Source organism: Pedobacter sp. KBS0701 (assembly GCF_005938645.2).
GTDB lineage: Bacteria > Bacteroidota > Bacteroidia > Sphingobacteriales > Sphingobacteriaceae > Pedobacter.
The window spans coordinates 3,592,825-3,617,630 of sequence record NZ_CP042171.1; the positions used below are offsets into that span (position 1 = coordinate 3,592,825).

General features: G+C 42.6%; 13 protein-coding genes. 2 read left to right on the top strand and 11 right to left on the bottom strand.

All coding sequences use genetic code 11. The features are described from left to right. Window positions 1-402: 402 nt before the first annotated feature. From FFJ24_RS14510 to FFJ24_RS14535, 6 genes are all read right to left on the bottom strand, one after another. A complete protein-coding gene (locus FFJ24_RS14510) occupies window positions 403-1,344 on the bottom strand; it encodes a hypothetical protein (protein WP_138817912.1) in 942 nt (313 codons plus the stop codon). 35 nt (window positions 1,345-1,379) lie between these two features. Next, the gene (locus tag FFJ24_RS14515) at window positions 1,380-2,588 is read right to left on the bottom strand and encodes a DUF4998 domain-containing protein (protein WP_138817913.1); all 1,209 of its coding nucleotides are present in this window, start codon (window positions 2,586-2,588) and stop codon (window positions 1,380-1,382) included. Between the two features lie 11 nt (window positions 2,589-2,599). Continuing rightward, window positions 2,600-3,871 (bottom strand): DUF5000 domain-containing lipoprotein, encoded by a 1,272-nt coding sequence (locus FFJ24_RS14520; RefSeq protein ID WP_138817914.1) that lies wholly within the window; start codon window positions 3,869-3,871, stop codon window positions 2,600-2,602. Between the two features lie 10 nt (window positions 3,872-3,881). Then, window positions 3,882-5,807: a RagB/SusD family nutrient uptake outer membrane protein gene (locus FFJ24_RS14525; protein ID WP_138817915.1), complete on the bottom strand. Its 1,926-nt coding sequence runs from the start codon at window positions 5,805-5,807 to the stop codon at window positions 3,882-3,884. 11 nt (window positions 5,808-5,818) lie between these two features. Then, a complete protein-coding gene (locus FFJ24_RS14530) occupies window positions 5,819-9,061 on the bottom strand; it encodes a TonB-dependent receptor (protein ID WP_138817916.1) in 3,243 nt (1,080 codons plus the stop codon). A 141-nt stretch (window positions 9,062-9,202) separates the two neighbouring features. Next, window positions 9,203-10,612, bottom strand: a complete 1,410-nt coding sequence (locus tag FFJ24_RS14535) for an alpha-L-fucosidase (protein ID WP_138817917.1) — start codon at window positions 10,610-10,612, stop codon at window positions 9,203-9,205. Between the two features lie 236 nt (window positions 10,613-10,848). On the opposite strand from FFJ24_RS14535, the gene FFJ24_RS14540 reads away from it, so the two are divergent. After that, window positions 10,849-12,282 carry a sensor histidine kinase KdpD gene (locus FFJ24_RS14540; RefSeq protein WP_138817918.1) on the top strand — a complete coding sequence of 478 codons (1,434 nt, stop codon included), beginning with the start codon at window positions 10,849-10,851 and terminating at the stop codon, window positions 12,280-12,282. Window positions 12,283-12,294: 12 nt separating this feature from the next. Then, window positions 12,295-12,999 (top strand): response regulator transcription factor, encoded by a 705-nt coding sequence (locus tag FFJ24_RS14545; RefSeq protein ID WP_138817919.1) that lies wholly within the window; start codon window positions 12,295-12,297, stop codon window positions 12,997-12,999. Between the two features lie 241 nt (window positions 13,000-13,240). On the opposite strand, the gene FFJ24_RS14550 is transcribed toward FFJ24_RS14545, so the two are convergent. The 5 genes from FFJ24_RS14550 to FFJ24_RS14570 all read right to left on the bottom strand — a co-directional run bounded on the left by FFJ24_RS14550 (window position 13,241) and on the right by FFJ24_RS14570 (window position 24,805). Further along, window positions 13,241-16,069, bottom strand: a complete 2,829-nt coding sequence (locus FFJ24_RS14550) for a pitrilysin family protein (RefSeq protein ID WP_138817920.1) — start codon at window positions 16,067-16,069, stop codon at window positions 13,241-13,243. Window positions 16,070-16,136: 67 nt separating this feature from the next. Then, window positions 16,137-17,534, bottom strand: a complete 1,398-nt coding sequence (locus tag FFJ24_RS14555; protein ID WP_138817921.1) for a RagB/SusD family nutrient uptake outer membrane protein — start codon at window positions 17,532-17,534, stop codon at window positions 16,137-16,139. Window positions 17,535-17,545: 11 nt separating this feature from the next. Further along, complete coding sequence (locus FFJ24_RS14560; RefSeq protein ID WP_138817922.1) at window positions 17,546-21,247, bottom strand: SusC/RagA family TonB-linked outer membrane protein; 3,702 nt, start codon at window positions 21,245-21,247, stop codon at window positions 17,546-17,548. A gap of 115 nt (window positions 21,248-21,362) precedes the next feature. Further along, complete coding sequence (locus FFJ24_RS14565) at window positions 21,363-22,496, bottom strand: FecR family protein (protein WP_138817923.1); 1,134 nt, start codon at window positions 22,494-22,496, stop codon at window positions 21,363-21,365. Window positions 22,497-22,552: 56 nt separating this feature from the next. Next, window positions 22,553-24,805, bottom strand: a complete 2,253-nt coding sequence (locus tag FFJ24_RS14570) for a Gldg family protein (protein ID WP_138817924.1) — start codon at window positions 24,803-24,805, stop codon at window positions 22,553-22,555. Window position 24,806 lies beyond the last annotated feature (1 nt).

The following is a 24,806-nucleotide window of genomic DNA, read 5'->3' on the forward strand; positions in this document are numbered from 1 at the left end:
CCTGCTTTAAATGACTTACAAGGCGTTTCGATACTTCGTCAAGCTCAGTACAGGCTGAGCTCAACGTGACAAATTCGATTGAATTACAATTATGAGACAGCCTCTTATAAGATCTCTAAATTTTCCGTTGATTTAGTGTTAGTTGTAAAGTATAGCTCTTTTACCCATACAGCTATCCGGATATATCAGTCAATAAGGCTATTAGATATAGAAATAAACATAGGTTGGGAATCCACCACAACCTATGTTTCACCAAACTAAAATCAGCGTGTAAAAAGAATCAAATCTTGTTATGGCTGAATTATGACCGGTCCTCACCGGATATTTTATCCTTCCCGCACTTGTTTAAAGCCCTGACTTCACAAAGCCATCTGATGGAATATTTTAAATGGTAGCGCGCAATTATCTACTGCTACTTTCAGTTTTATAGTTCAGCTTTGGAAAATCTTTCTGTGCTTTTTTAAACTGAAGATCGTACTCAATTGGCCAGCCGAAAGCCTTTTGTGCAACATCTTCCAGATTTATCCCTGTTGCGCCGCTCCAGAAATGAATAAACTCTCCAAAATTCAGATCTCTTTTGAAGCGTCCGTTTTTGTCTTTTGGAAAGTTTAATGCGAGAAGTTCAAAATATCTGTTGAGTACCTTTCCTTCACCATATTTACTATAAATAGGGAAAAACCAGTTTTTGAACCACTGCGTTCCCGGTCTCGGAAAGTCATCGTACTGGGTCTGCATTTGTGTAAATACCTTATGGGCTTCGTCGGCCATTCCGATGTTTTTGAGTACATCATAATTGAAAATCTCCATAAACTTACTGTCGCCCCAAAGCACATCAGAGGGCGAGCCTTTTGTACCATGACTGGCACTGGTTACGATATGTCCCATCTCATGTACAGGCATGCCAATCTGTTCTCCAACAGGATTGTCCCATTGCGCTAAACCACAATCGATAACGTTCCGGTAATCATGGCTTGCATCAAAAAAAGGTGACGGATGCCCGCCTCCATAATCCTTACCCATCGCGCGGTGCAGGATGATATACAGTTTTGGATCCGGTCCGAAATCGCCATAGTTACGTTTAACATAGGCCCAGCAATCTGCCATTACGGCGATAGGCCATTTAATATTGGACGACATATTTTTATCATAAAAAACAGCCACGTTTGAATTGCTTTCTATCAGTTTCAGTTCTTCCTGATGTTCAAACCAGTGCTCTTTCCATATAGAATCAGGGGTGATTATCGTTTTATCAGACTGACCCTTAGCCTGGGCTTTGGATTTTAAAACCAGTCCCAATAAAAAAATTGGGACTAGTAAATAAATGATTGCTTTAGTATTATTCATAATTGTATTAATCCTCCGTTATACAGAAGAGATCCCTATTTATTCCAGAAGGATATTTCACTAATATTGCTGTAATAGGCATCGCCACTGGCCACTTCAATTACCCGAATCCGGATATACCGCATTGCTGGCAGTCCATCGGGTAGGGTAACTTTAAATGGTGCCGATCCATCATCCGAACGCTCCACCGTTTTAATCAGCGTCCATCCTCTTCCTTTCGATTCTGCTGTCCACCCCGCCGAATTGCCTGGCGACTGTGTTTCTGCACCGGTAAGGTCGGCTATTCCCCAGATTTCAAATTTGGTAGGGTTATTACAACAGTCGCGCCCGATGATTTCGAATTGAGCAAGGTTTGCGATCGCTTTCCCCATATCAAAAGTGAAGTGATGTGGAAGCGGTGACTTATCATCACTATGGAAAATGTCAGGATATCCGGTTGGGGCCTTGTTGCCATTCCAGAGTTTAGACAAAGAAGTTTCACCCGAATAAGTACCTACATCATTGGCCAGTTTAAGTGGGCGGAATAACGATTTATCAACGGGCACCATAATATTGCTCAAAGAGTCGTAATCTGCCGTATAAAAGGTATCAATCGCCGATTTTACCGGCACGTATGCCGACCTGAAATAAATCTTCGTTCCGGTTTTATAGTCGGCAAGCCTGATCGAATTTTGATCAGGACTTAGCGAGCTTTTATGAATGGTACCATCTTTATAAGTATAGCGTATTTCGGTCGCAATGTTAATGGTATCAGGTTTTTCAAAGTTGAGCGTGATGCCGCTGTCGTCCAGCTGATAAGGATCAGCAGAAACCAGAAATCTGTTGGTGAGACTCGATTTGTAGCTATCACCATAAACCTTTACGTTGCTGATCTGAACCGGGACGGATTTATTTCCAGCCTTATCGTAAGAATAAATAGTAAAGGAATAATTATACTCTACAAGTTTAGAAATGATTACCGATACATCAGTAATGGCCCGGTCGGGCGCCACCATTTCCAGTGAATCTGCTGAATTATTCCAGAATATCTTGTAACGGGTTACACTCGGATCGGGACTGGCCTTCCAGTTCAGTTTTACCCTATAGTTGCCTGGTGCTGCCGCAACCTTACCCGGGAAGCCGGGATATATCCGTTCTTTTCCATCGAGATATTTTCTGTAATCAAGGGCATCCTTACTACAGCCACAAAACACTGCAATGATCATAAAAACCATTAAAATGCTATTGATATGTTTAGTTGTCATCTGTATAAATTTTAATTGGTGTTACCCCAAAATGATAATTCCGTCACGTGGGCAAAATCTCCATTTCCCCAGGTAGCGCTTACGGCCAGCCTGATAAACCTCACCTTCGGAATATCAAGGCCAATGTTAAATTCAAATCCGGCTTTAACCGCGGCGAGATCCAATGGAGTAGTCTGCCCCGGAGCATTGCCCGATGGCGGTGGCGGACAGATGAAATTGCCCAGGTTAATCCAGTCGCCAACCACGGTACCTTTTGCCGATGTTACAGGCAATTCGACATCTGCCGGTGCAGTTTTGGCTGATCCCCAGAGTGTCCAGGCTTTAGGATTACCGTGGTTATAAGAATAATCGTTTCCATAGGCTTCTCCCCTTTCCCAGATCTTATAACGGCTGAGCTTGGTGAGCACACCCATATCGAAGGTGCAGATCTGCAGTGGCTTACCATAACCGGGTTCCGTATGCCATCCCGGATCTGAGGTATTATTGTCCCAAAGCCTTGTGGTGTTCCATCCCAGCGAAACTGCGCCGAGCGGAGAATCGGAAGCTAACCTATACTCACTAAACTGCGCTTTGGGCACCATAATCTCAAAAATGGGACTGATTGATTTATATAAGGTGTCGGATATATTCCCCCACCTATCGGTAACATATACCCCGAAATCTCTTTTTAAGGTATCGAATCCCCGTACACTGAAATTAATGTTTTCGGCTTCGGTATAAAACTGTTCAACCGGCAGCATTTTCCCTGTGGTTTTATCATTCGAAATCACAATTACTCCGATCGGTTTTTTAGAAGGATTGCTGGCTGTTACATTCACTCCACCAAAATCGGCCTGCATCTGAACCGTAGTATTTACGGCCAGGTAAGAAGGCGTTTCCGGGTGTACACGCACCTGTACAGGATCACTTTTGACGTTTGCACGCGAAACAGCATACAGGGTAACATCGTAATCCATACTTTTTTCAAAGCCATCTACCCTGATCGTATCGCTATAATAAGAAGATTTACTCTGCCTTACTGTGCGCGAATTGATCCGGTATTCTGCCTGAACATAGAGCAGGTTTTCGGAATTGGGCAACACATAAGAAATTACCGCGGCACCGGCCGTATTTTCTACCTTTACCCCGGTAAGTGCACCGGGTTTTGTCATATCTTTAGATACCACCTCATTAAATCCTTCACTTTCTTTACAGGAATAAAACGAGCAGGCCAGGAGTAACAGCGCAAGAAACTGCAAACTGCAGAACCTGTTATATATTTTTGATCTAATTTTCATCATCATCTATTTAATTTTACCAATAAGGATTTTGAACCAGGTTTGGATTCACGATCAGGTCGTTGTATTTAAGCGGCCATAAATAATCTTTCAGACCAAATACCGGAATCACCAGGTTGCGCTGGCGGTAATAACCTTCGGGTGTAGTATCCTGAATGTTCCATCCCTGGATTGGTTTGCTCAGCACATCCTGCATTACTTTCCAGCGCCTTAAATCCCATCCTATCCTTCCTTCGAAACAAAGTTCAATGCGGCGTTCCTGCTGGATGATTGCTCTTAAGCCATCTTTACTGGTGGCTTTACCAGGATTGGTTGAATATGACGCCCAGGATTCTTTAACACCTTTTAATCCGGCGCGTGCGCGTACTTTATCGATATAAGTATAAACATCTGCCGTAGGACCGTTTACCTCATTAAGTGTTTCGGCATAAAGCAAATAAAGTCCTGCCAGCCTGATCAGCGGTATTCTGAAACCTGCCTGGGCAACCTCTGTACCAAAAACCGATTGATAGTTTACCAGTTTGCTTGGCCAATAGCCTGATACGTTAACCCTGATATTATCTTTCGGACCGGCAATTGAATTTGCGCCACGGGCCTGCACATATAACATATTTTCAGGATCGGTTTGGCCGTTGCCAAAAAAGCAGCTTCCATCAAATGATAAATCAGCATAAAAGCGGGGTTCCCGGTCCATGTGCATTTTTATGGTCTGGTAACCACTTTTTAAATAGTATTTACTGTCGGTTCCTGCCGCAGCAACGGCATAACGTCCTCTATAATCGTATCCTGCATCTTCAGCCATGGGAACGCCATTTTTAGAATAAAACAGCTCGGCCATTCCGATGGGTACGGCAAAGTTGCCCCTTGCACCATCCATATTCTGCACCATGGCATTGGTAAGCCTCGGCATAGCCATTGATTGGAAATCAAATTGGGTGTTGAGTGCCCAGATCACTTCAGGATTTTTTTCCCAGTTCTCGGTAATGCTCTGTCTGATGTCCATCACGGTTTTTAAAGTCGCAGATATGGTTGGAAGATTGCCAGGAGAAGTAAAATGATAAAGCGAAAGGTTGCTTTCTTCACAAGATTTTACAGCTGCCTGGCAAGCCAGCATTGCTTTGTTCCATTTTTCTGCACTAAAAGCGGTGGGGAACAGATTAACACCGTCTTTATCCTTAAAACCAGTATAATCAGGATTTCCGTTAAAAAACGGACTAGCCTGCGTGGTCAGCACTTCTGCCTTAACCGATAAGGCAATATTCTGCGTAATTCGGCCCAGGCTACGTGCAGGATCCTGGATGGTAAGTGGAAGATCAGGGGTAGCCTCATCCAATAAGGATACAATATAGGCAAATGCAACATCTACAGGTTCGCGTTTTGTCCTTACCTCATCTGTGCCGGCATCGATTGGCAGATTCTGTTTAATCAGGGGAATTGGGCCGTACATTCTTAACAGGTAAAAATGGTAATAAGCCTTAAGGAACTTTACCTCTGCAATCCAGCGGTTGCGTTCGAATTGAGCCAGATCTTTTGGCCGATCGATATTTTCGAGAAAAATATTACACCTTCTGATGGCCTTAAAAATAGGCTGACCAAGCTGTTCGCCATCCCAATAATTTAGTGAGGGATTATCAGTGCTCTGTACCCCCCTGATGAGATGGAAGCCCTGCTCAGCGTCCCTGCTGCCAAGCGTTGCTTCTGTTAAAGTATTGGGAAAATAAATTTCCCCTGAAGTGGTAAAAGCACCATCTTTATTGGATGGCCCCATATTCTGTATTGTAGAATAACAGGTAAAAAGATAGTTTTCGGCCTCGTTTCTGTTTCTGAAAGCATAATCGATTGTGGCCACATTGTCTGGCGTTACATCCAGGTATTTCTTGCAGGAAAGGGTCATCCCCGAAATCACCGCAAGAAGTATGAGGAGTTTAAAGTTGGGTTTCATTATTAGCTGCTTTATAGATTTACGTTTATTCCGATGTTATACACTTTCTGGATCGGGTAGCTGAAGCCATTTGAGGCCAACTCCGGATCCCAGTCCTTGAACCTGCTCCAGGTAAGCGGATTTAAAGCATTGAAATAGATCCTGCAGTTAGACAGAAATGCCTTTTTCGATAACTTATCAGGAAAAGTATAACCGATTTCTATCGACTTCAACCTGATGAAAGCACCATCCCGCATCCACCAGGAACTGGTTTGGAGATTGTTGCTGATCTCAGAAGAAGTGGTTCCCAAACGTGGATATTTGGCATATAAATCCTGATTTTCTTCTGTCCAATGGCTATCGGCGAAAGGCTGAAGCACTTGCCTGTTGGATAGGAACGGACTAACCTGCGACGGATCGATAAAGAAACTCGTGCGGCCTACCCCCTGAAAGAAAAGAGAAAGATCGATTTTTTTGAATCCCATTGACAAACCTGCACCATAAACAATTTCAGGCGTGGAAGGCAAGCCGATAAAAACCTGATCGGCTTCGGTAATTTTTCCATCATTGTTTACATCGGCATATTTAATATCTCCGCCTTTAGGCGCAGAAGCTCCGGCGCCAAAAAGTTGTGTTGGCGAAGCTGCTGCTTCCTGGTCATCAACAAAAAGACGCTCGGCAATGTAGCCCCATCTTACACCAATTTTCTGTCCGGATAGTATCCGCCATGGTTCTTTATAGGCGGGCTGTTCGTATTGTCCGTATTTATTTTGCGAAAAGGTAAAGTTCATCCTTCCCGACATCCAAAATCCGCCCCTGAAGGTTTTACTATAATCGGCAGAAAAATCTATCCCTCTCGAATCAGCAGTTCCAAGGTTTGCGCTCACACCCGATTCTAACCCCATACTGGAAGGGATAGAGGCACGCTCCATCAAAATATTGTAACGGTGCTGTTTGTATACTTCGGCAATAATATTCAGGCTTTTAAAAAGACTGATCTCGAGCCCAATATTGGTTTGCCTGGAAGTTTCCCAGGTAACGGCATCATTGGCATAATTGGTAATGCTTACCCCCGGCCTGGAAACACCGTTGGCCTGCCCAAAATAGGCCGGGTTACCGCCATTCAGGTTTACGTTCGACAGATAGAAGAAACGCTGCGCACCAATGGCATCGTTACCAACAAGGCCGTAGCTTGCGCGCAGTTTAAGCTTATTAACAGCGCCTTTTAAGCTGCCGTTCCAAAATGATTCATTGGAAATTACCCAAGATCCACCTATGGTTGGAAAGAAACCAAACCTGTTCTTTTCAGCAAAACGCTCCGATCCGTTATAACCAAAGTTAAACTCAGCAAAATAACGGTTATCATAACCATAACCCAACCTTCCCGACAAGCCAACATTCCGGTAGGGAAGCGAATACTGAAGACTCGACTGTCCGGTAGCTGGATCGATTGCATTGGCATATAAACGCTGTTGCCTTGTGGCGATCAATGTACTGCTGATGTTGTGTTTACTGCCAAACTGCCTAGAATAATCTACAACGGCCTGCATGTACACGAATGTATTAATGTCTTTAAACCCTGGTTCGAAGCTCAGATACTCTGAAGCCTGTCCGGGCTGGTTATTGATCCAGTTGAGGGTATATTGATTGCTGATCCTATCATAGGACGCTACATTGTAAAAAAATGGAGAATATTGCCTGGTGAGGTCGAAATAGGAATACCTGTTGGTATTAAACATGCCTTTAAAAGTCAGCCCCTTAGTCAGGAAATTAAGGTCCTGGTTTAGCTCAAGTTGTGCCGACATTCTTGATCTCGAGAAAGATTTATATCCCTTCATCATATCTGCATAAGGATTGGAAAAACCAATTGTATTTCCTGTTCCTTCAGTTGAACTGTTGCCAAATAGAATGTGGGTATCGATCCCTAGTGAAGGATCGGACGGGTAAAATGCAGGAAATAGTACAGGGCTGGTATGAAGTGCCTTTTTATACAAATCGGCAGAGAAAGAGCCGTCATCGGTAATCGGCCCGTTGTATTCATCAAAAGTTCCCGACAGTCTAAGCACCACTTCTGTGGTAGGCGTAACATTAATGTTGACATTGGAACGGAGCTGGTAGTTTTCGAGTTTAACGTTATTGTTAAAGTTGTTTACCGGACTTACTTTCAGTATCCCATTGTCGCGGTTATAAGAGGTACCGATGTAGTACCGTGCAATCTTCCCGCCTCCGCTCACGCTTCCGTTGAGGCGTTGGTTGTTGGTGCTGGTTTTAAATAGTTCATCAATCCAGTTTACCGCCGGATACACATATTTGTTGCTTCCCGGAGCACCGCTTAGTGTTTGCTCGCGGTTATAAATATCGTTCTGGCTAAACCTGGGCACTGCTAAAGGATTCCTTGTGGTCAGGGCCTCATTGTACATCTTCATAAAGGTAATGGGATCGGCAATTTTAAGGTTTTGCGTGGCCTGAGAAATGGAATTTTCAAAACGAACGTTTACCTTCGCATTACCTTCCACACCTTCTTTGGTGGTTACTAAAATTACCCCGTTAGCTCCCCTGGCCCCGTACAAAGCCGTTGCACTGGCATCCTTTAAGATGGAGAAGCTGGCGATATCATCTACCTGCAGCCTGGCCAGATCAGTTGGCGTGAGCTCTACGTTATCTACCAGGATTAATGGGTCTTGTTTGTACCCGAATGTGGTTACTCCACGAATAAAAAATGTAGAATTATCAAGTCCTGGCTGTCCGCTCCGCTGGTAGGCCACCACGCCGGCAATCTGCCCTGCCATGGCATTGGTCAGGTTACTGGATGGAATTTTTAGCCTGGAAGGTGTAATACTGGTAACAGATCCCACCATGGCTTCTCTCCGTTCCTTTTTTCCAAAGGCAGTAACCACTACGTCCGTGAGATTGTTGTCATCCGAATGCAGTACCAGATCTACCTTTAGCCTTAATGGATCGGCAATAAACGTAACCTGTTTAAATCCCACAGATGATACCACCACTATAGATTTAGCTGTTACATTCAGCGAAAACTTACCATCGCCATCGGTAATGGTTCCCATAACACTCTGGCCTTTAACCTGAAGACTTACCCCCGGAATTCCCAGTCCGAGCGAATCTTTAACAGTTCCGGTAATTTTAATTGTTGCACCCTGTTGTGCAAAAGTGGGGCAGCCCAGGAGCAACAAACAGGCACCGAATACTGCGAACAGTACCCAGAGGTTTCCCAAATAAGGCAGATGCCTTACCTTAGCAGTAAAATTTTGGTTCATAAAGTTTGGTTGGTTTTTATGTTTAGATTATTTCAAAAAATGTTTGCAGGTATCACCTGGAGTAGTCAATTTCCATCTGTATCTGTCAAACAAGGGCAGTTAATAAATTAGCCAAGCCAAAAATGATCCGGCTAACACATTTTATTTTCTTTCGTTAAACACCCCCAGTTCAGCAATAGCAGGTGAGCTTTCGAAGTCGGTAATGGTTACCTTTATTTTTTCGCACCAGATACGCCCGAACCTAAAAATATTTACCTTTTTCTCTCCCTCATTTTTTGCAGCTAAAGCATTCCATTTACCATTTGCATAATACTGTAGACTGTAGGTCGCTTTTCTGTTATTGCCCGCTGTAAGCACCACCATATTACAGGGAACAGCCTTTTCGAAATTCAGTTCATACCATGGCGATTTTACGGTGTGATTGGATGACCAGCTTGAACCAAAATCATCATCATTGGCAAAATCCATGATATTCATATCATCACTCCAGCTGCTGTTACTTTTTACATGCTTGGCAATGTTACTCGAAATGATCGGTGCAGCGTAGGGCGGAATACGTGGAAGATCTGCAGGTTTTTTATAAATCTGGCCCATTTCTTTAAGTGCAGCGAGGGCGTTATCATCTATTAAACCGTTTTTACCTGGCGCTACATTGAGAATAAAATTGCAATATGCAGCGTTGTATGGAATAATAAATTTATTCACAAGCTCTGGTACATTTTTTACAGGAGTAGTAGGGAATGATGTTTTCCAGAACCAGTTGGCCTGAAGCGGAAGACAGGCAAGCGCCGGAAGTTTGTTATTTTCTTTAGAAATAAACTGACCGGCACCTTGTTCGTAAGATTTGATATCGGTATAAAATAATGCCTGAGTAGGATATTTCGCGGCATTTAAATCCATTACCAGGCAGTTTGGCTGTAATGATTTAATCAGGTAATAAATATCCTCAAAAGGTACCTGGTCATAAGAAATCCTCGACCATGGCGCATCCCATCCATCAATAATAAGGGCGGTAATCTCACCATAATTCGTAAGCAGTTCGGTAATCTGATCTTTGATCATTTTAACATTCACTGGTGTAATCTGGTTCGGGCGGATGCCGTGATGGGTATCTAATATAGAATAATATAGCATTACCTTTAATCCGTTTTTACGGAAAGCATCAGCATATTCTTTTACCACATCGCGTTTTAGCGGCGTATTCATTACATTATATGTTGTCGTTTTAGTATCCCAGATCGGGAACCCACTATGGTGTTTGGTGGTCAGACAGCCATAGGTCATGTTAGCAGATTTAGCGGCTTTTGCCCATTGATCAGCGTCGAGTTTTGGCGATTGAAACAAAGAAAGATCGGCGTCTGGATCAGACCAGTCCTGATCCATAAAAGTAGGCATACCGTAATGGATAAACATACCCAGACCCAGATCAACAAAATCCTGCTGAAGCTCTGGTAAGGGTTTATTGGTTGATTTTTGCTGGGCCATTGCCGGGTAAACAGATGTCGTTCCCGAAACGATAAGTAGTAATGATAAAATCCTTTTAAAGGTCATTTCTGTTTTTTTTGGTTTACGTATTTGTGTTAGTTAATTGAAAGATGGGACCGGCTTGTTTTATGTATCAATTTCAATCGGTCAATAGAAATCTGATTTACAGGCAGCATCTAAATTATTATCCAAAGCTACACCCGATATCGAAAGAATTTGTCGAACGAAAACGTAACAGAAGCCTAACAAAAGCTTAACGTTATGGCATTTATGAAATAATACGCCTATTTTTAAGGGATAAAATGAAAGATCGTATATATAAATCAGTAGTGCTGGCCAGTTTTCTGATTTTGCTTCTGGTACAGCTCAGGTTAACCTATAATTCTTATGTACTGAGAGACAGGGATTACAGTTTAAAGGAAAAAACGCTGATTAACGATGAATATGGACGCAGTATAGCTGAAGATAAAGTTTACAAAGGCGGTGGAAAGATCATCGATTCGATTCTCTCCAGGAATATGCCTAAGCTCAAACAAGCTTATTTAAACAACAGGAAAGAATTTGTTAAATTGTCGCAAAGCGTTAGCAATACCCTGTTAAAAGACCTGCAAAAGCAAAGCACCATGGACAGTGTTTTCCGGTCGATTGTAAAAAGGAACGGTTTAGACAGCAACTTGCAATACCTGCTTACATTCCAGTCGATAGAGATTAACTTCGATAACAAAATCGGGAATATCACCATATTCGACAACCAAACCAATACCGATTTTAAAGCTGACCAAAAAACACGGTTCGGCATTATCATTGATGGTACATTAACTGATCCAAACACCCAGAACAGGGTAACCAACCTCTCTGTTAGTGGTAAACTGGTTTACGATTATAGGGTTACCTTTAACCTTTTTGTCGATCCTCCGGGTCGTATTTTAAAAGTAGCGTATCAGATGTTACCTACGTTTTCACTGGTAGCCTTGTGTATCGTCATCATTGTTGGCATTAATTATTATACTTATATCAGCTGGATGCGGCAGAAAAAAGAAACCGATGTTAAATCCGATTTCCTGAACAGCATAAAGCACGAATTTAACACACCGATTACCACCATATTGGTGGCCAGTAAAAGCCTCCATGAAGATGAAGTACTTAATGACAGGACGCGCGTAAAAACACTGGTGCAGATTGTAGAAAGGCAGGCCAGAAGACTTCACTCCCACATTAACCAGATGCTGGAGATCTCCGAAATCAATAATAACATCAATTTAGAGGAAACGGATCTTAATTATGAAGTGCTTACCCTGGTTAACGATTATAAAATAAAACTTCAGGCACCCGATAGCCTTACCTTCGATCCTCATGGTTCGGAAATATTAATCATGATCGATCCTTTTGTGTTTACCACGATGCTTCAGAATATTCTGGATAATGCCTTTAAATACAACAACAGCGACGTAAAAATGACCGTAATCTTTATCACTTTTCAAAATGATGGTTATATTCTCCATATTAAAGATAACGGAAAGGGAATTGAAGATGCCATGAAGGAAAAAATATTCGATAAGTTTTTCCGTGCAGGCAAAGAGAATACCGTTTCGGGTCTGGGCCTCGGACTATATTACGTTAAACAATGTCTGGATATTCATGGCTGGCAAATCAGCGTAAAAACAGCGTTGGATAAAGGAACAGAATTTCTGGTGCATATCCCTGCCGGGCAAACAGCAAATAGTGTAAATCATTAATCCCAAAGAATTATGCTTTATGATATCGTAATAATTGAAGATGAAACAGACCTGGGCAATGTGATTTCAGAATACCTGAAATTAAGGGGATTTAGTGTATTATGGTTTAAAACCGCTATCGAAGCATTGGATTATTATGGTAAAAACCAGCTTGACAATAAACTCGTGATTGTAGATGTACAGCTGCCTGACATGAATGGTTTTGATTTGGCTTCAGAAATGATAAAGATCAATCCCGATCAGCCTTTTTTCTTTCTTACGGCACATAACGAAAAACAAGACCGGCTTCGCGGCCTCAAAATCGGTGCGATAGATTATATCTCAAAGCCATTCGAAATTGAAGAACTTGTACTGAGAATAGGAAATGTCATTAACAGGTTTTCCAATAGTGCTAAAGCACAATCAGTACCAAATCCCGGATTTATTACCATAGGCGATGTCAGATACCATAAAGACCAATTATTTGTGAGGATGCCTGATAGCAGAGAAATTTCCCTCACCGTACGGGAATCGGAAGTATTGGATCGTTTGGCCGGCAATATTAATCGGGTGGTTAAAAAGAAAGATATTCTTTTAGCCTTATGGGGAAATGACGATTATTTTAACGGAAAAAGCCTTGAAGTTTTTATTTCAAGGCTTCGCAGGCTTTTTAAACTCTCTGAGCAGGTAAGCATAGAAAATGTTTATGGCTTAGGCTATATTTTAAAGGTAAAGTAACCAGCAATATCTTTTAAACAAGTGCTGTTATCTAATTCCACATTGTAATTCCTGCACAAATGCGAGACCAGAATTATTCGTATTTGTAAATTAATCTGGTTTTAAAAAATTCTTTTCAAATTTGATTGGGAGACTCTACAATATCTATAATATGCAACTGTAATTTATCACCGGCAACCCAAAGTTTACCGGCAATAAAGACGATCAAATTAATGCGAAAATAGCACTGCCGAAAAGTATGCTAATTTCTTTCTTCAGGTAATAAAACCGCCTCAATCAGCCTTTTTTCATCAAGATATTTCGTTGCTGTTTCCCGGATCGACTTCAACGTCAGCTTTTTGAGATCATTCATATATGATGCGTACTGATTTAAAGACTCAGCGTCTTCCAGCTGCCCTGCAATGTAACCAAGCCACCACTGATTTGAGCTTACAGAAGTTTCACGCGACCGGATGCTTTCAGCAATATATTTTTGGACATTTACCTCCTCTGGCCCCAGATCTTTAAGTTTTCTAACCTCATCAAGTGCTGAGGTGATCAATTTTGCATACTGTTTTGGATCGCAATCAAAAACAATGGATAGTTTAAAGGTAGACCTGGGATTTTTATCAAGCCCCAAATATACCGAAGGGCTATATACCCCACTCTCTTCTTCCCTAAGCCTTTCGATCATCCTGATCTGAAGTATTTCCCTGATTGCATCCATTCTGATCCTGTTCTCAGGACTGTATTGGAAATCCCCCGAAAATACCAGTTCAACTCTGGCCCGTTGCGCAATTCCTTTTTTAATTAAAAGCTGCACTGCTTTTTCCGGCAACTTAATCCCATTATCGATGAAGTAATTTTTATTGCCAGTTGTAGGTAATGAGCCAATGTATTTTTCTATTAAAGGTTTAAGACTGTCTATTTCAAAGCTTCCAACGAAAGTGAATACCATATCTGTATTGTTAGAAAATCTTTCGCTGAAGATTTCAAGGCAACGTGCCATATTGATCTGATCAAGCTTGGCCAGACTTGGTGCAGTCCTTCTAAAATTATATCCACCAAATATTGCGTTTATTGAATCCTGAAGAATTGCCTGAGGGTTTTTATCCCTTCCCAATAGGGCTAACCTACTTTTATCAATCAGGTTTTTGAATACAGCGCTATCAATCCTCGGTTCCATCAGATAGGCATAAGCCAGCTGTAGTGCCCCACCGATATTACTATTTGTACTACCCCCGGAAATACCCTGGCTCAGCTCGCTGATAAAGGGTTGCATCCCCATCTGCTTATTGGCCAGAAAATCATCCATATCTCGCGGGCCAAAATTGCCAGCGCCTGATGAAGATACAATGGCCGCAGCATTTTTTGCAGACTGGTAGTCTTTTTGTCCATAAACGGATGTTCCTCCCGGTGCAAAACCCGAAAAAAGAATCTCATCCTTTTTAAAGCCGGTCGGCTTGAGAATAACCTTGATTCCGTTGTTCAATACCATTGTTGTTATTCCGTTAGCCTGATCTAATGTTGTAGCAACAGATCTACCAGCAACAGGCTCTTTGCGCAAGAGGCTTTTCGGTGCTAACAGAGCAGAAGTGGTGGATGTAAAGGATTTTTGAGTACCTGGATCCATCCATGACCTGAATGTTACTTCATTGGGAATTATCGTATTATCGGGAGCAAGGATAATGATATCGGTATTATCTTTCCTGATATATTCGGCAGTTAGCCTGTTCAGGTCTTCAAGATTGATCTCCGATAAAAACTTTTTTACAAGCGCATATTCCATATCGATGCCCGGAGCCAGGTCATGGCTTAAGAAATAGGCAATATATTCTTTAGCATAGCTATCTGAGCTGATGTTGTTTTTTTCTGTTATGGCATTCTCCATAGTGCTTGCATAGCTATTTTTCTCAATATCTAGCTCACTTTGCATAAAGCCAGATTGTTTTAATGAAGCAATTTCTCTCCAGGCGGCAGACACCCCCTGCTTAAGTTGACCGGGTTTTACCACAACACGGAAACTAAAATTATCCACATTGGCCAGTAGCTTTCCGATACGTGCATCTGCCTGGAGAAAATCCTGGTTATCATTTCTGGAAAGTGCGCGGAAGCGTTTAGCCAATATCCCGTTAAAAAGTCTGGTTACAATTGCCTTTCTAAACTCAGCGGCCGTACTCAGCGCCGCAGCCTTATGTTTGATGATAATCTGCGCCACAGTAGAAGACATTTCAGGATCGCTCAAAGTCAAAAACTGGTTCTTGCCAGTGAGATCGATCGTATAAACAGGCCGCTTTTTCTCATTTAAAGGGTTTTTAAGTTTAGAAAAGCTTTTTCGGACCTGTTTTTCCACTTCGTTCACATCAATATCGCCAACAATAACAACTGCCTGTAAATTTGGTCTATACCAATCTTTATAAAAACGCTCTAAGGCGCTCTTCGGGAATGACTTTAGCATCTCATCCGTTCCGATAGGTTCACGTATTGCATATCGGGAATGGTTAAAAAGTACCGGGGAATAATGGGCCTGCATTCTGTTTTCTACGCCAGCCTGGAGGCGTTTTTCTTCTAGAATAACACCACGTTCTTTATCTATCGCACCAGGGTCCAGCGTAGCAGCGTTTGCCCAGTCCCGCAGAATCCTTATTCCATTGTTCAGTATTTCCTTATCCGCAGGGATCGGCAGTTGATAAACTGTCTCATCAAACCCCGTATATGCATTTATGTCTGCACCAAACCGTACTCCATTTTTCTGTAGATAATCTACCAACTGATTTTTAGGAAAGTTTTTGGTACCGTTAAAACTCATGTGCTCCATAAAGTGTGCAAGTCCCCTTTGATCATCATCCTCAAGTATAGAACCAGCTTTCACCACCAGATTTAATACCGCGCGGTTTTTAGGCGTTTCATTATGCCTGATGAAGTAGGTAAACCCGTTTGACAGTTTACCTGTACGCACATTTGGATCTAACGGTAAAGGCTTTTCCGTGCCTTCTTCCTTTTGCCGGGCGTTTAACGATTGCCCCAAAAAGATAGATATGAGGATTAACAAGAGCAGTCTGGGGATGTTGATTACTGAAATTCTGGACATAACAATAGCTTAAGCATTGCCAGATTATCCATCTGGCAATGCTGTTGTGGGTTTAGGAAAAAAATGTTTATCGCCTGTTCTGTGGCAGGCTCGAATTGGTGATTGCTTCTTGCGGAATGAGAATGGTATACCGCGGATCATTGGGAGGAAGTGTATACACCGTACCGTTAATGGTTCTGGAAAGGTTTTTAGCAAACCTGATATCCAGGTTAAGCCTGCGCAGATCCGACCATCTGGTTCCCCTCATCACCATTCCCTTGCGCCTTTCGGTAAGGACAATCGCCAGTGCATCTGTTGCGGTTGCCGCAGTTTTGTTAACATAGGTTCCGGTTCTCCAGCGGGAAACCAAAAGAGCATTCAGATCGGCCATGGCACTGGTTGCATTCCCTGCCCTGGCATAACATTCTGCCCTGATCAGATAAAGTTCATCTACAGCCAGACCATTGAAGAGCTTTGAAGACCCAACCGCTGACTCATGGTTACCGGTAAAGCGAAAGGTCCCGCTTGGCACTGGCACATCGGTATTTTCCTTAAAAAGAATGGTTTTTCTCAAATCATCGCTGTCGAAGGAGGCTATTACCGATGGGTCTATTATCGCCAGGTCTTCATCCCCATAACCAGGCTCCAGCACAGCATTCTGGTTAAATATGGTGCTGTGAAAAATGACCTCTGTATTGAACCGGACAAACGGGGCAAAGCTTGCCGGGTTTAGCGTATTAAAATCGATCAGATTGCTTTTTAGCGCCAGAGCAGAGGATGAGCTTGCCAATGCATTTGGGTAATCGCCCATTGAGAGGTAAACACGGGATAGCATAGCATAAGCGGCGGCCTTGTTAGGTCTGGAGGAAATAGTTGAGGTCACGTTCAGCAATGCTGCAGCCTCTTTGAGGTCCTGAACAATCCGGGCATAGGTATCCCCTACAGTTGCCCTCGCCTGGACATCATTGATATCTGACATGAGCCTGATGGGCAGTCCCTGGTCCTGCCCTGTTTGGGATCCAAATGGCGAAGCATAAAGCTGTGCAAGGTTCCATAACGAGTAGGCTCTGAAAAAAAGCGCGCTTCCTCGCAAATTTGACAACACAGCAGCAGATTCCTGACCAGCAAGTTTGTCGAGGGTTTCCATAATCAGATTGGCATGGTAGATCTTATTGTATGGCCCTTTCCAAAGATCGGCCGAATTTCTGATGGCCTGAGGCTGCCAGGCGTAAATAGCGCGGTCCTCAAGGGTAACCGGGTCTGAATTGTACCGGGAATCTTTGAGGTAATAATCATCTGCCGAAATCTCTCCATCAATGGGATATCCGGTATTGAAAAGCTCATAGTTATCAAGCAGTAGCTGGCAGTCTTTTGCGGTTTCTAAAAATGATTGATCGCTGTTTTTTTTGATATCTATAAACTTTTTACATGACAAGCTCAACATGCTCAATAAAAGTATAGGTAGTATATTCCTGATAAATTTCATGGTCGTCCAAATTAAAAGTTAGCTGAGAAACCAAGGCTGTAAGTCCTGGGGATTGGATAATCGAATACATCGGGATCAATTCCCAGGTCGTTTGCGCGCCAGATTACCCCAAGGTTGCTGACGTTGGCATAAATCCTCGGATTTTTAATAAACATTTTAGGTTTTACTTTGAAGGAATAAGATAAATTAATCTCCTGCAGGCGGATATGGTCTCCCTTAAGTACGTTGATGCTCGAGTAATAGTAAAAATTGTCGCGGTTCAGATTCGTGGAGCTGATCACAGCCGAAGGCACATTGGTGATGAGCTCATCACCCGGTTTTTGCCATCTGTTTTCATATTCTACACCCTGTATAACTGAGGTACTACTGAAAAGATCCGAATAATTAACCACATTGTTTTTGGGCCTGCGAAAGTAATAGCCAAGTTTGTAGAGAATATTTGCTGAAAGCGAAAAACTTCCATAACTGAATGTATTTCTTAATGAGCCAAAAAAGACCGGAACGCCGGAACCAAAATATTTAAGGGACCCGATAGGCTGGTTTTGGATCGCGTTATAATTTAAAGTACCATCTGTAGCGTTGGAAATAGCGACAGGCTGTCCGTTTACAAAACCTCTGGGATCTCCGGTAGCTGGATCAAGCCCTGCCCATTCATAGCCAAAAACACGTGACAGATCGTACCCCTCATTAAAAGTTCCCGAACTATTGGAAACCACCTGACCAGCCGTGCCAGCCTCTCCGGCATAGAGTTTAGTTACTTTTACTTTATTGTAGCTAAAAAGAAAATTGGTGTTCCATCTGAATTTATCCGAGCTAACATTGATCGAATTTAGCGTAAGGTCCCAACCCTGGCCGCGAAGATTTCCGGTATTGTAAATGATATGGGTATATCCCGTGCTCGGGTCTAGCGGACCATCGGTAAGCAGATCGGTTGTTTTCTTGTTGTAATACTGAATGCTTCCAGACAGGCGGTTTCCCCTTAGCACGAAGTCCAGTCCGATATTAAAAATCCCGGTTTTTTCTGGTCTGAGCTGATTATTGGATATGCCGGTAGAAAGGCCAGTGTAAGCGTAGGGAAGATTATTATCCCCATTAAAATCAGAATAGGTGATCAATGGCCTGGCCAGAACCGATGGGTTTACGTTTCCGTTATATCCAAATGTTGCCCTGAGCGTAAGGGTTGGAAACAGTGAGGAATGGTAAAAAGCTTCCTTGTTTATATTCCAGGCTCCCCCTACAGAATAATATGGAGCACCGGACTGATTGGTTCCCTGCCCAAATTCGCTGGAAATATCTTTCCTAAAACTACCTGAAAGCGTATATCTACCATTGTAGGTATAGGCTGCATTGCTATAATAGCTAAAAGTCCTTACTCTGTTATCTACAAATCCGGTGGAAAGATTACGGATATAATTTCCATTATAACCACTAAAATCTTCCGAAAAAGCAATCGGGATCATTGTTTTATAATCCAGCTGGTTTACCGATCTAAGGGTATTTTCATTGTAGCCATAATAACCATCATTTTTTACAATGCTGTACACCTGAGCAACATCAATGCCTGCAATGGCTGCAATCTGGTGCTTGCTACCAAAGGTTTTGTCGTAATTCAACTGGCCGCGCATGGTCTGATTGCTTGATTTGGTCAGTGCGGTAGTATATTGTCCGCCAGGGGGCAGCTGATTTACAAAGGGAGTTACCGGATCACCTGTCATCGGATTTACTGAAGAATTAGAGGTTGTAAAGTAATTCAGCAGATTCCGCATGTAAAATGAATTTTCACGGTAGAGGCTATTTTCTTCGTTTCTTCCAGAATTGTAGTTATATATTAATTGCGCAGATAATCCTTTAAAAATGGTGTAACGAATGTTAAAGTTCAGATTAAGATTCTGCGATTTTGTATCATTATAGCCTTCAGAAATGTCATTCAAAGGAAAATACCTGTAAGATAAAAACTGGGTTGGATAGGTGCTTTCGAACAGGTCCACGAAACCTGGGCGGTAAGTTTTTGTGACCTGTAGTGGTGTTCCGTTATCATCAGCCAATCGGGTATAAGGCTGAAAACTTGCATCTGTTACACCGCTTATCCTGTTTTCCTGTGCCTGTTCATTATTTTGTTGAACATTATAACTGATGTTACCCTGTATCTCCAGGTTTTTTATCGGTCTGAATGATCCATTGTAACCAATCACCATCCTGTTCAGACCAGAATTTTTGGTATTGTTGATGGAACGATCGTAGCCCCCGGATAATCTATAATTAAATTTTTCGCTGCCGCCATCCACAGCAAGTGAATAACTCTGGGTAACGCTGTTCCTTAAAAAGTATTTGGTGTAATCCCTTCGGATATCGTTTCCGCGCAGTGCATCAATCTGGGCATCTGCCTCGGCCTTGGTCAATGTACCCTGATTAAGGTAGGCATCCATAATCTCAGCTACCGGAGATACGGGTTCCTGACCGTAAAGGCTGGTAATGCTAACTGGTGGCAACGGGCGGTTATTGGTGATGAACTGTAGTTTTTGTGCATCGATCAGATCAGATACACTCATGGTTTTATTATAGAAAAGATCCACCTTTTCCGAGATATTCAGGTTGCTGTTGAAAGAAATCCTGGCAGGTCTGTTGTATGCTCCTTTTTTTGTAGTAACTACAATAACCCCATTGGCAGCCCTTGAACCCCAGATAGAGGCTGAAGCAGCATCCTTTAAAACAGTAATGCTTTCTACGTCGTTCGGATTGACCTTATCGATAGAATAGGGGCTGGCAATCCCATCAATAACCACCAGTACCTGTCCGCTGAAATTCCCATTGGCATCTGCATTGGTGGATTCATTTAACGTATTTTTTCCCCTGATGGTTAAGTTGGCCAAAGGAGACCGTTGTGCGTTGATGTTACTGGATATCGTTGGTCTGAGGTCATTTCGGAAATCTATCGAAGTGGTTATTCCTTCGAGTCTTCTGATCAGGTTAGGATCGGTACTGTGCTGAAGCTGTTCCTTCGTGATCACCTCGAAAGACCCGGTTGCACGTTCTCTGGGAAGCTGCTGATAACCTGTAGAAACAATCTGAACATCGTCCATTGCAAGCGCCTGTGGGTCAAGCTTAATCAGATAGCTGGATTGACCATTTAGGGTTACCGTATCTGTTTTATATCCTACATAAGATACGATCAGGCGGCCCTTTTCGCCCACATCTTTAAAAATGAACATCCCATCAATATCAGAAAGTGTCTTTTTTGCGGTGCCTTCCAGCCTTACATAGGCGCCCAAAAGTGGCAGCCCCTTTTCGTTAAGTACCTGTCCCCTGACATCAATCAGATTAAAATAATCGACCAGCTTATTGAGCAAAGACTTTTCCTGTTTTTTTATGATTATCGTTTTTTCATCGATCGTGTAGCTTAAAGGCTGGTTTTTAAAAATCAGATCAAGCACCTCTCTGATTTCAGCACCCTTGACCCTAATATTTACGGGTTTAGCTGAGTTTAAAAGGCCATCGGTATATACAAAATTGTACCCTGCCTGCTTGCGCAATTGCTGAAGTACATTGACCAGGCTTGCATTGCTTTCAGAGATAGTTACGCTCTGAGCATAGCTGGCAGCGCTTACCTGCATGATGGTTGCTATTAGGATAACGGTGGTGAATCGCATAATGAGCAGAAGTTTACTGATATACCCACCGGGCATAGCATTTTCCTTAGTATAAATTTTATACATTTGTTTGGTTGGTTTAGGTGTTGATAGAATCGTAAGTTTTGTCTCTTGAACCAGTTATTGGCCAGTTGTGTTGCAAGCACTTCTGGCTTTTTTGGCCTATTTTTTTTTCAGGTAGTTATTGTGTTACGATAATCCTCCTTCCCTCAATTTTAAAATGAACCTTATCGGTCAGCTCAAGTTTCTTTAATACCTGGCTTACGTTAGAAAACCGGCTCACTACTCCGCCAAATTTATCCTCTGGCAGATCGCCTTCATATACAATTTCTACATTGTACCATCTGGAAACCTTTTTCATAACCGATTGAATATTTTCACTCTTAAACATAAAATAGCCGTTTTTCCATGCCACCGTCGCTTCCAGATCGGCCTGGACAACAGAAATCTGATTGCCCAATAAAACCGTCTGTTCTCCCGGTCTGAGTATAATATTCCCTTTATCTATCCTGCTTAAAGCAGGGGTGCTCACACGAACTTTGCCACTCAGGAGCGTGGTTTTGGCTGTTGGCTCGTCACGGTAGGCATTAATATTGAAATGTGTGCCCAAAACCTCTACCTGCTGGTTGGCGGTTAATACCCTAAAAGGCTTTACCGCATTGTGGGCAACTTCAAAATAAGCTTCGCCCGAAAGCTCTACAAGCCTGTCCTTGGCTGAAAACTTTAAAGGATACTTCAGGCTGGATGCCGCATTCAGCCATACATGGGTCCCGTCTGGCAGAATTACCTGGTACTGTTCCCCATTAAAAGTTTCCAACTTGTTCTGCCGGTTCGTTGCATTTCCATCATCGGATTGGCTAAGGCTATAAATCAATTGTCCATCTGCTGTCTTGCTAACCGAAACGCCTGGCTCATTCACCAGCTGGCCATTTACGGCATCGCTCAGCATTATTTTTTTTCCATTGGATAAGGTTAATGTAGCCGAATTTTTCCCTGGTTTTATAGCCGCAGCGGCAAGGTGAAGATCGGTACCGCTGTTCATCTTATACAGATAAAAACCGATGGATAAAGTAATCAATATTACCGCAGCAGCTGCGATTCTAGGCCAGATATTAATCTTTTTTGTTTTCAAGACTTTCTCTTCCAGACTATCCCAGATATCATCTACCGCATCTGATCTTTCCTGCATAGTAAGAACCTCTTTATCCCCTTCGCGATAGGATAACGACCAGCTTAGCAACAGCGCTTCTTCCTGAGCTGTTGCTAAGCCATTTTTATATCGTTCAAGCATTTCTGCTATTTCTTTCTCGTTCATTGCTGTTCTTGTTTTAGTAAGACAAGATAAGGGCTATATAGGAGGTATATGAAATTTTAATTTCTTTTTCTTCTGAGCAGGACTATGGAACCGGCGATGAGGATCAGGGCTGGCACTACCCCCAGAAGGATTGTCCTCAGCACAGATATATCTTTCTTTCCCAGAAGAATACTGTCATCGATTGCCCTTGGTCTTGAAATATCGACAGGAAAACTTCCATCAGAAAAATAGTTAAAAAGATTCTTGATAAAACGCTCATTATCTCCTTTAGGATGTGAAAGTTCAGCATTGCTCAAAAAGTCGGCATCACCGGAAACGATAATATGCTGCTGTCTTTTGCCTATTTGTCTATTGAGCGAAATAATTACAGGGAATGGCCCGCTTACATCATTTTTCAATGGATCCAAGGTAATTTCACCCACATTGAGGTCAACCGGAAAAGTTCTGTTCCATCCATTTTTTGTACTGATGGCCAGCGCTTCAGCCTGGAATGGCAAGGTTGGCGTGTACTGCAGTGCCGATGCTCCTGAGAGTGGAAGGCGGCCTTTTCCATTCCATATCTGGGAGAGGATCAGATCAGGCGAATCATTTTTGCTGGAATGGACCAGCATCCCATCCATTACCGACAGACCTATTGGTTTGAGTATGGGATTGACTATATTCTGACGCCCGGGTTCTGTACTCACCAGCATATTTCCACCCCTGGCCAAATAACGGTCTATCTTCACCTTTTCATCGCTTCCTATTGGTACGGAGGGATCGCCGATTACCAAAACGGATAGATCAGAAGGGATATTTTGCTTTTTGAGGTCGAGCTGGATGACATCAAATCCTTGATTGATCAGCGATTTTCGGTTTCTCCTCATTGTACTCATCATCTGATAGTTCCGCTCTCCGGTCCGGTCTATGCTTCTTTCATGATGTCCGGTGATGAATGCTACTTTGGGCACCCTCACAATCAGCCTTTTAATTGCAGCTGAAATTTCAGCCTCGGAAGGAAACTGGTCTACGCCATCATAGAACCTGAGGTAGCTCATACGTCCTTTATACCTGAGCACACGCACAACACTGTTATTTTCCGGCTTTAGATTTATGATTTTTCTGATTTCTGCGGGTGGCATAAACATATCCAGATCAAGTCCCATATTATCTGCAACCTTTTCAGCAAGTTGCCTGGTCGATAATCCTGTAATGTCTCCCTGATAGGACATATTGTTATTGTTCTTTAAATCCGCAGCATCGTAATAGTAAACGTATTTCATCTGCAGATCGGGCAGGAAGCGCTGAAATTTTTCGAATTGGGCCAGATCTGTGTTACGTGATTGGGGAAGACCAAAATAGACATTCTGATCTAAAAGGTTTACGTAAGTAGTGATTTCCAGCGGCCCCTTAATTTGCTTTACTATATCCTGACTATTTTTGGTAAGCGTACGGCTCTTCGCCCTGGTCATATCCAGGTAACCGATCAGTCCTGGCCTGGAGCTAAAGAAGCCAAGGACAAGGGCCAGCGCAAAAATACCTGCATATCTGGAATAGCTGATCAATGGGGATAAAGATTCGCGCTGGTTTTTGAGCCTGATGATGCTCAGCGATAAAAAAAGGGCAATGATAATCAGGAAGTATAAAACATCTTTAGTGGTAATAAGTCCCTTTAGCATATCATCAGCCCTGCCTGAAATAGATAAAAAATAGGTCAGGTCCCTAACAAAGTCAATTCCCTGTCCAACAGAGCCGATAAACTTCAATGCAGCGAAAACTGCCAATGTACTTATCGCTGCCACTACTTGATAAGCAGTTAAGCTGGACATAAATAATCCGATAGCAGAATAGGTGCAGGTTAAAAGAAATATCCCTACAAGGCCGGACAAAATTAATTTTATGTCAGGATTTTTGATGATTAGCGCCCCTGCAGAAGCATAAATAACCAATATCAGTACCAGTATAACAGCATAGCCAACCATAGAGAGATATTTTCCGAGAATAATTTCACGGATCTTTACCGGAGCGCTCAACAGGAGCTTAATCGATCCACTCTGCAGCTCCCTGCTCATCAGCCCCATTGTGATCAGGGGAATATATAAATAAAGGTTTTGTAGAACCGTATCAAAAAGACCGTTTAAATCTATAAATAATGAGAAGGTGAGATTGTCGACATTTATACCCATAGATATCGCTTCCTGGTAGCTGCCCAATAGCCCAAAAAATCCGATTCCGTTCTGGATCATGAATATAACAATGGCTATCCAGGCCACGGGCGAGTAGAAAAGTATGCTCAGTTCGAGCTTTGAGATTTTAAATATTTTGGTCATG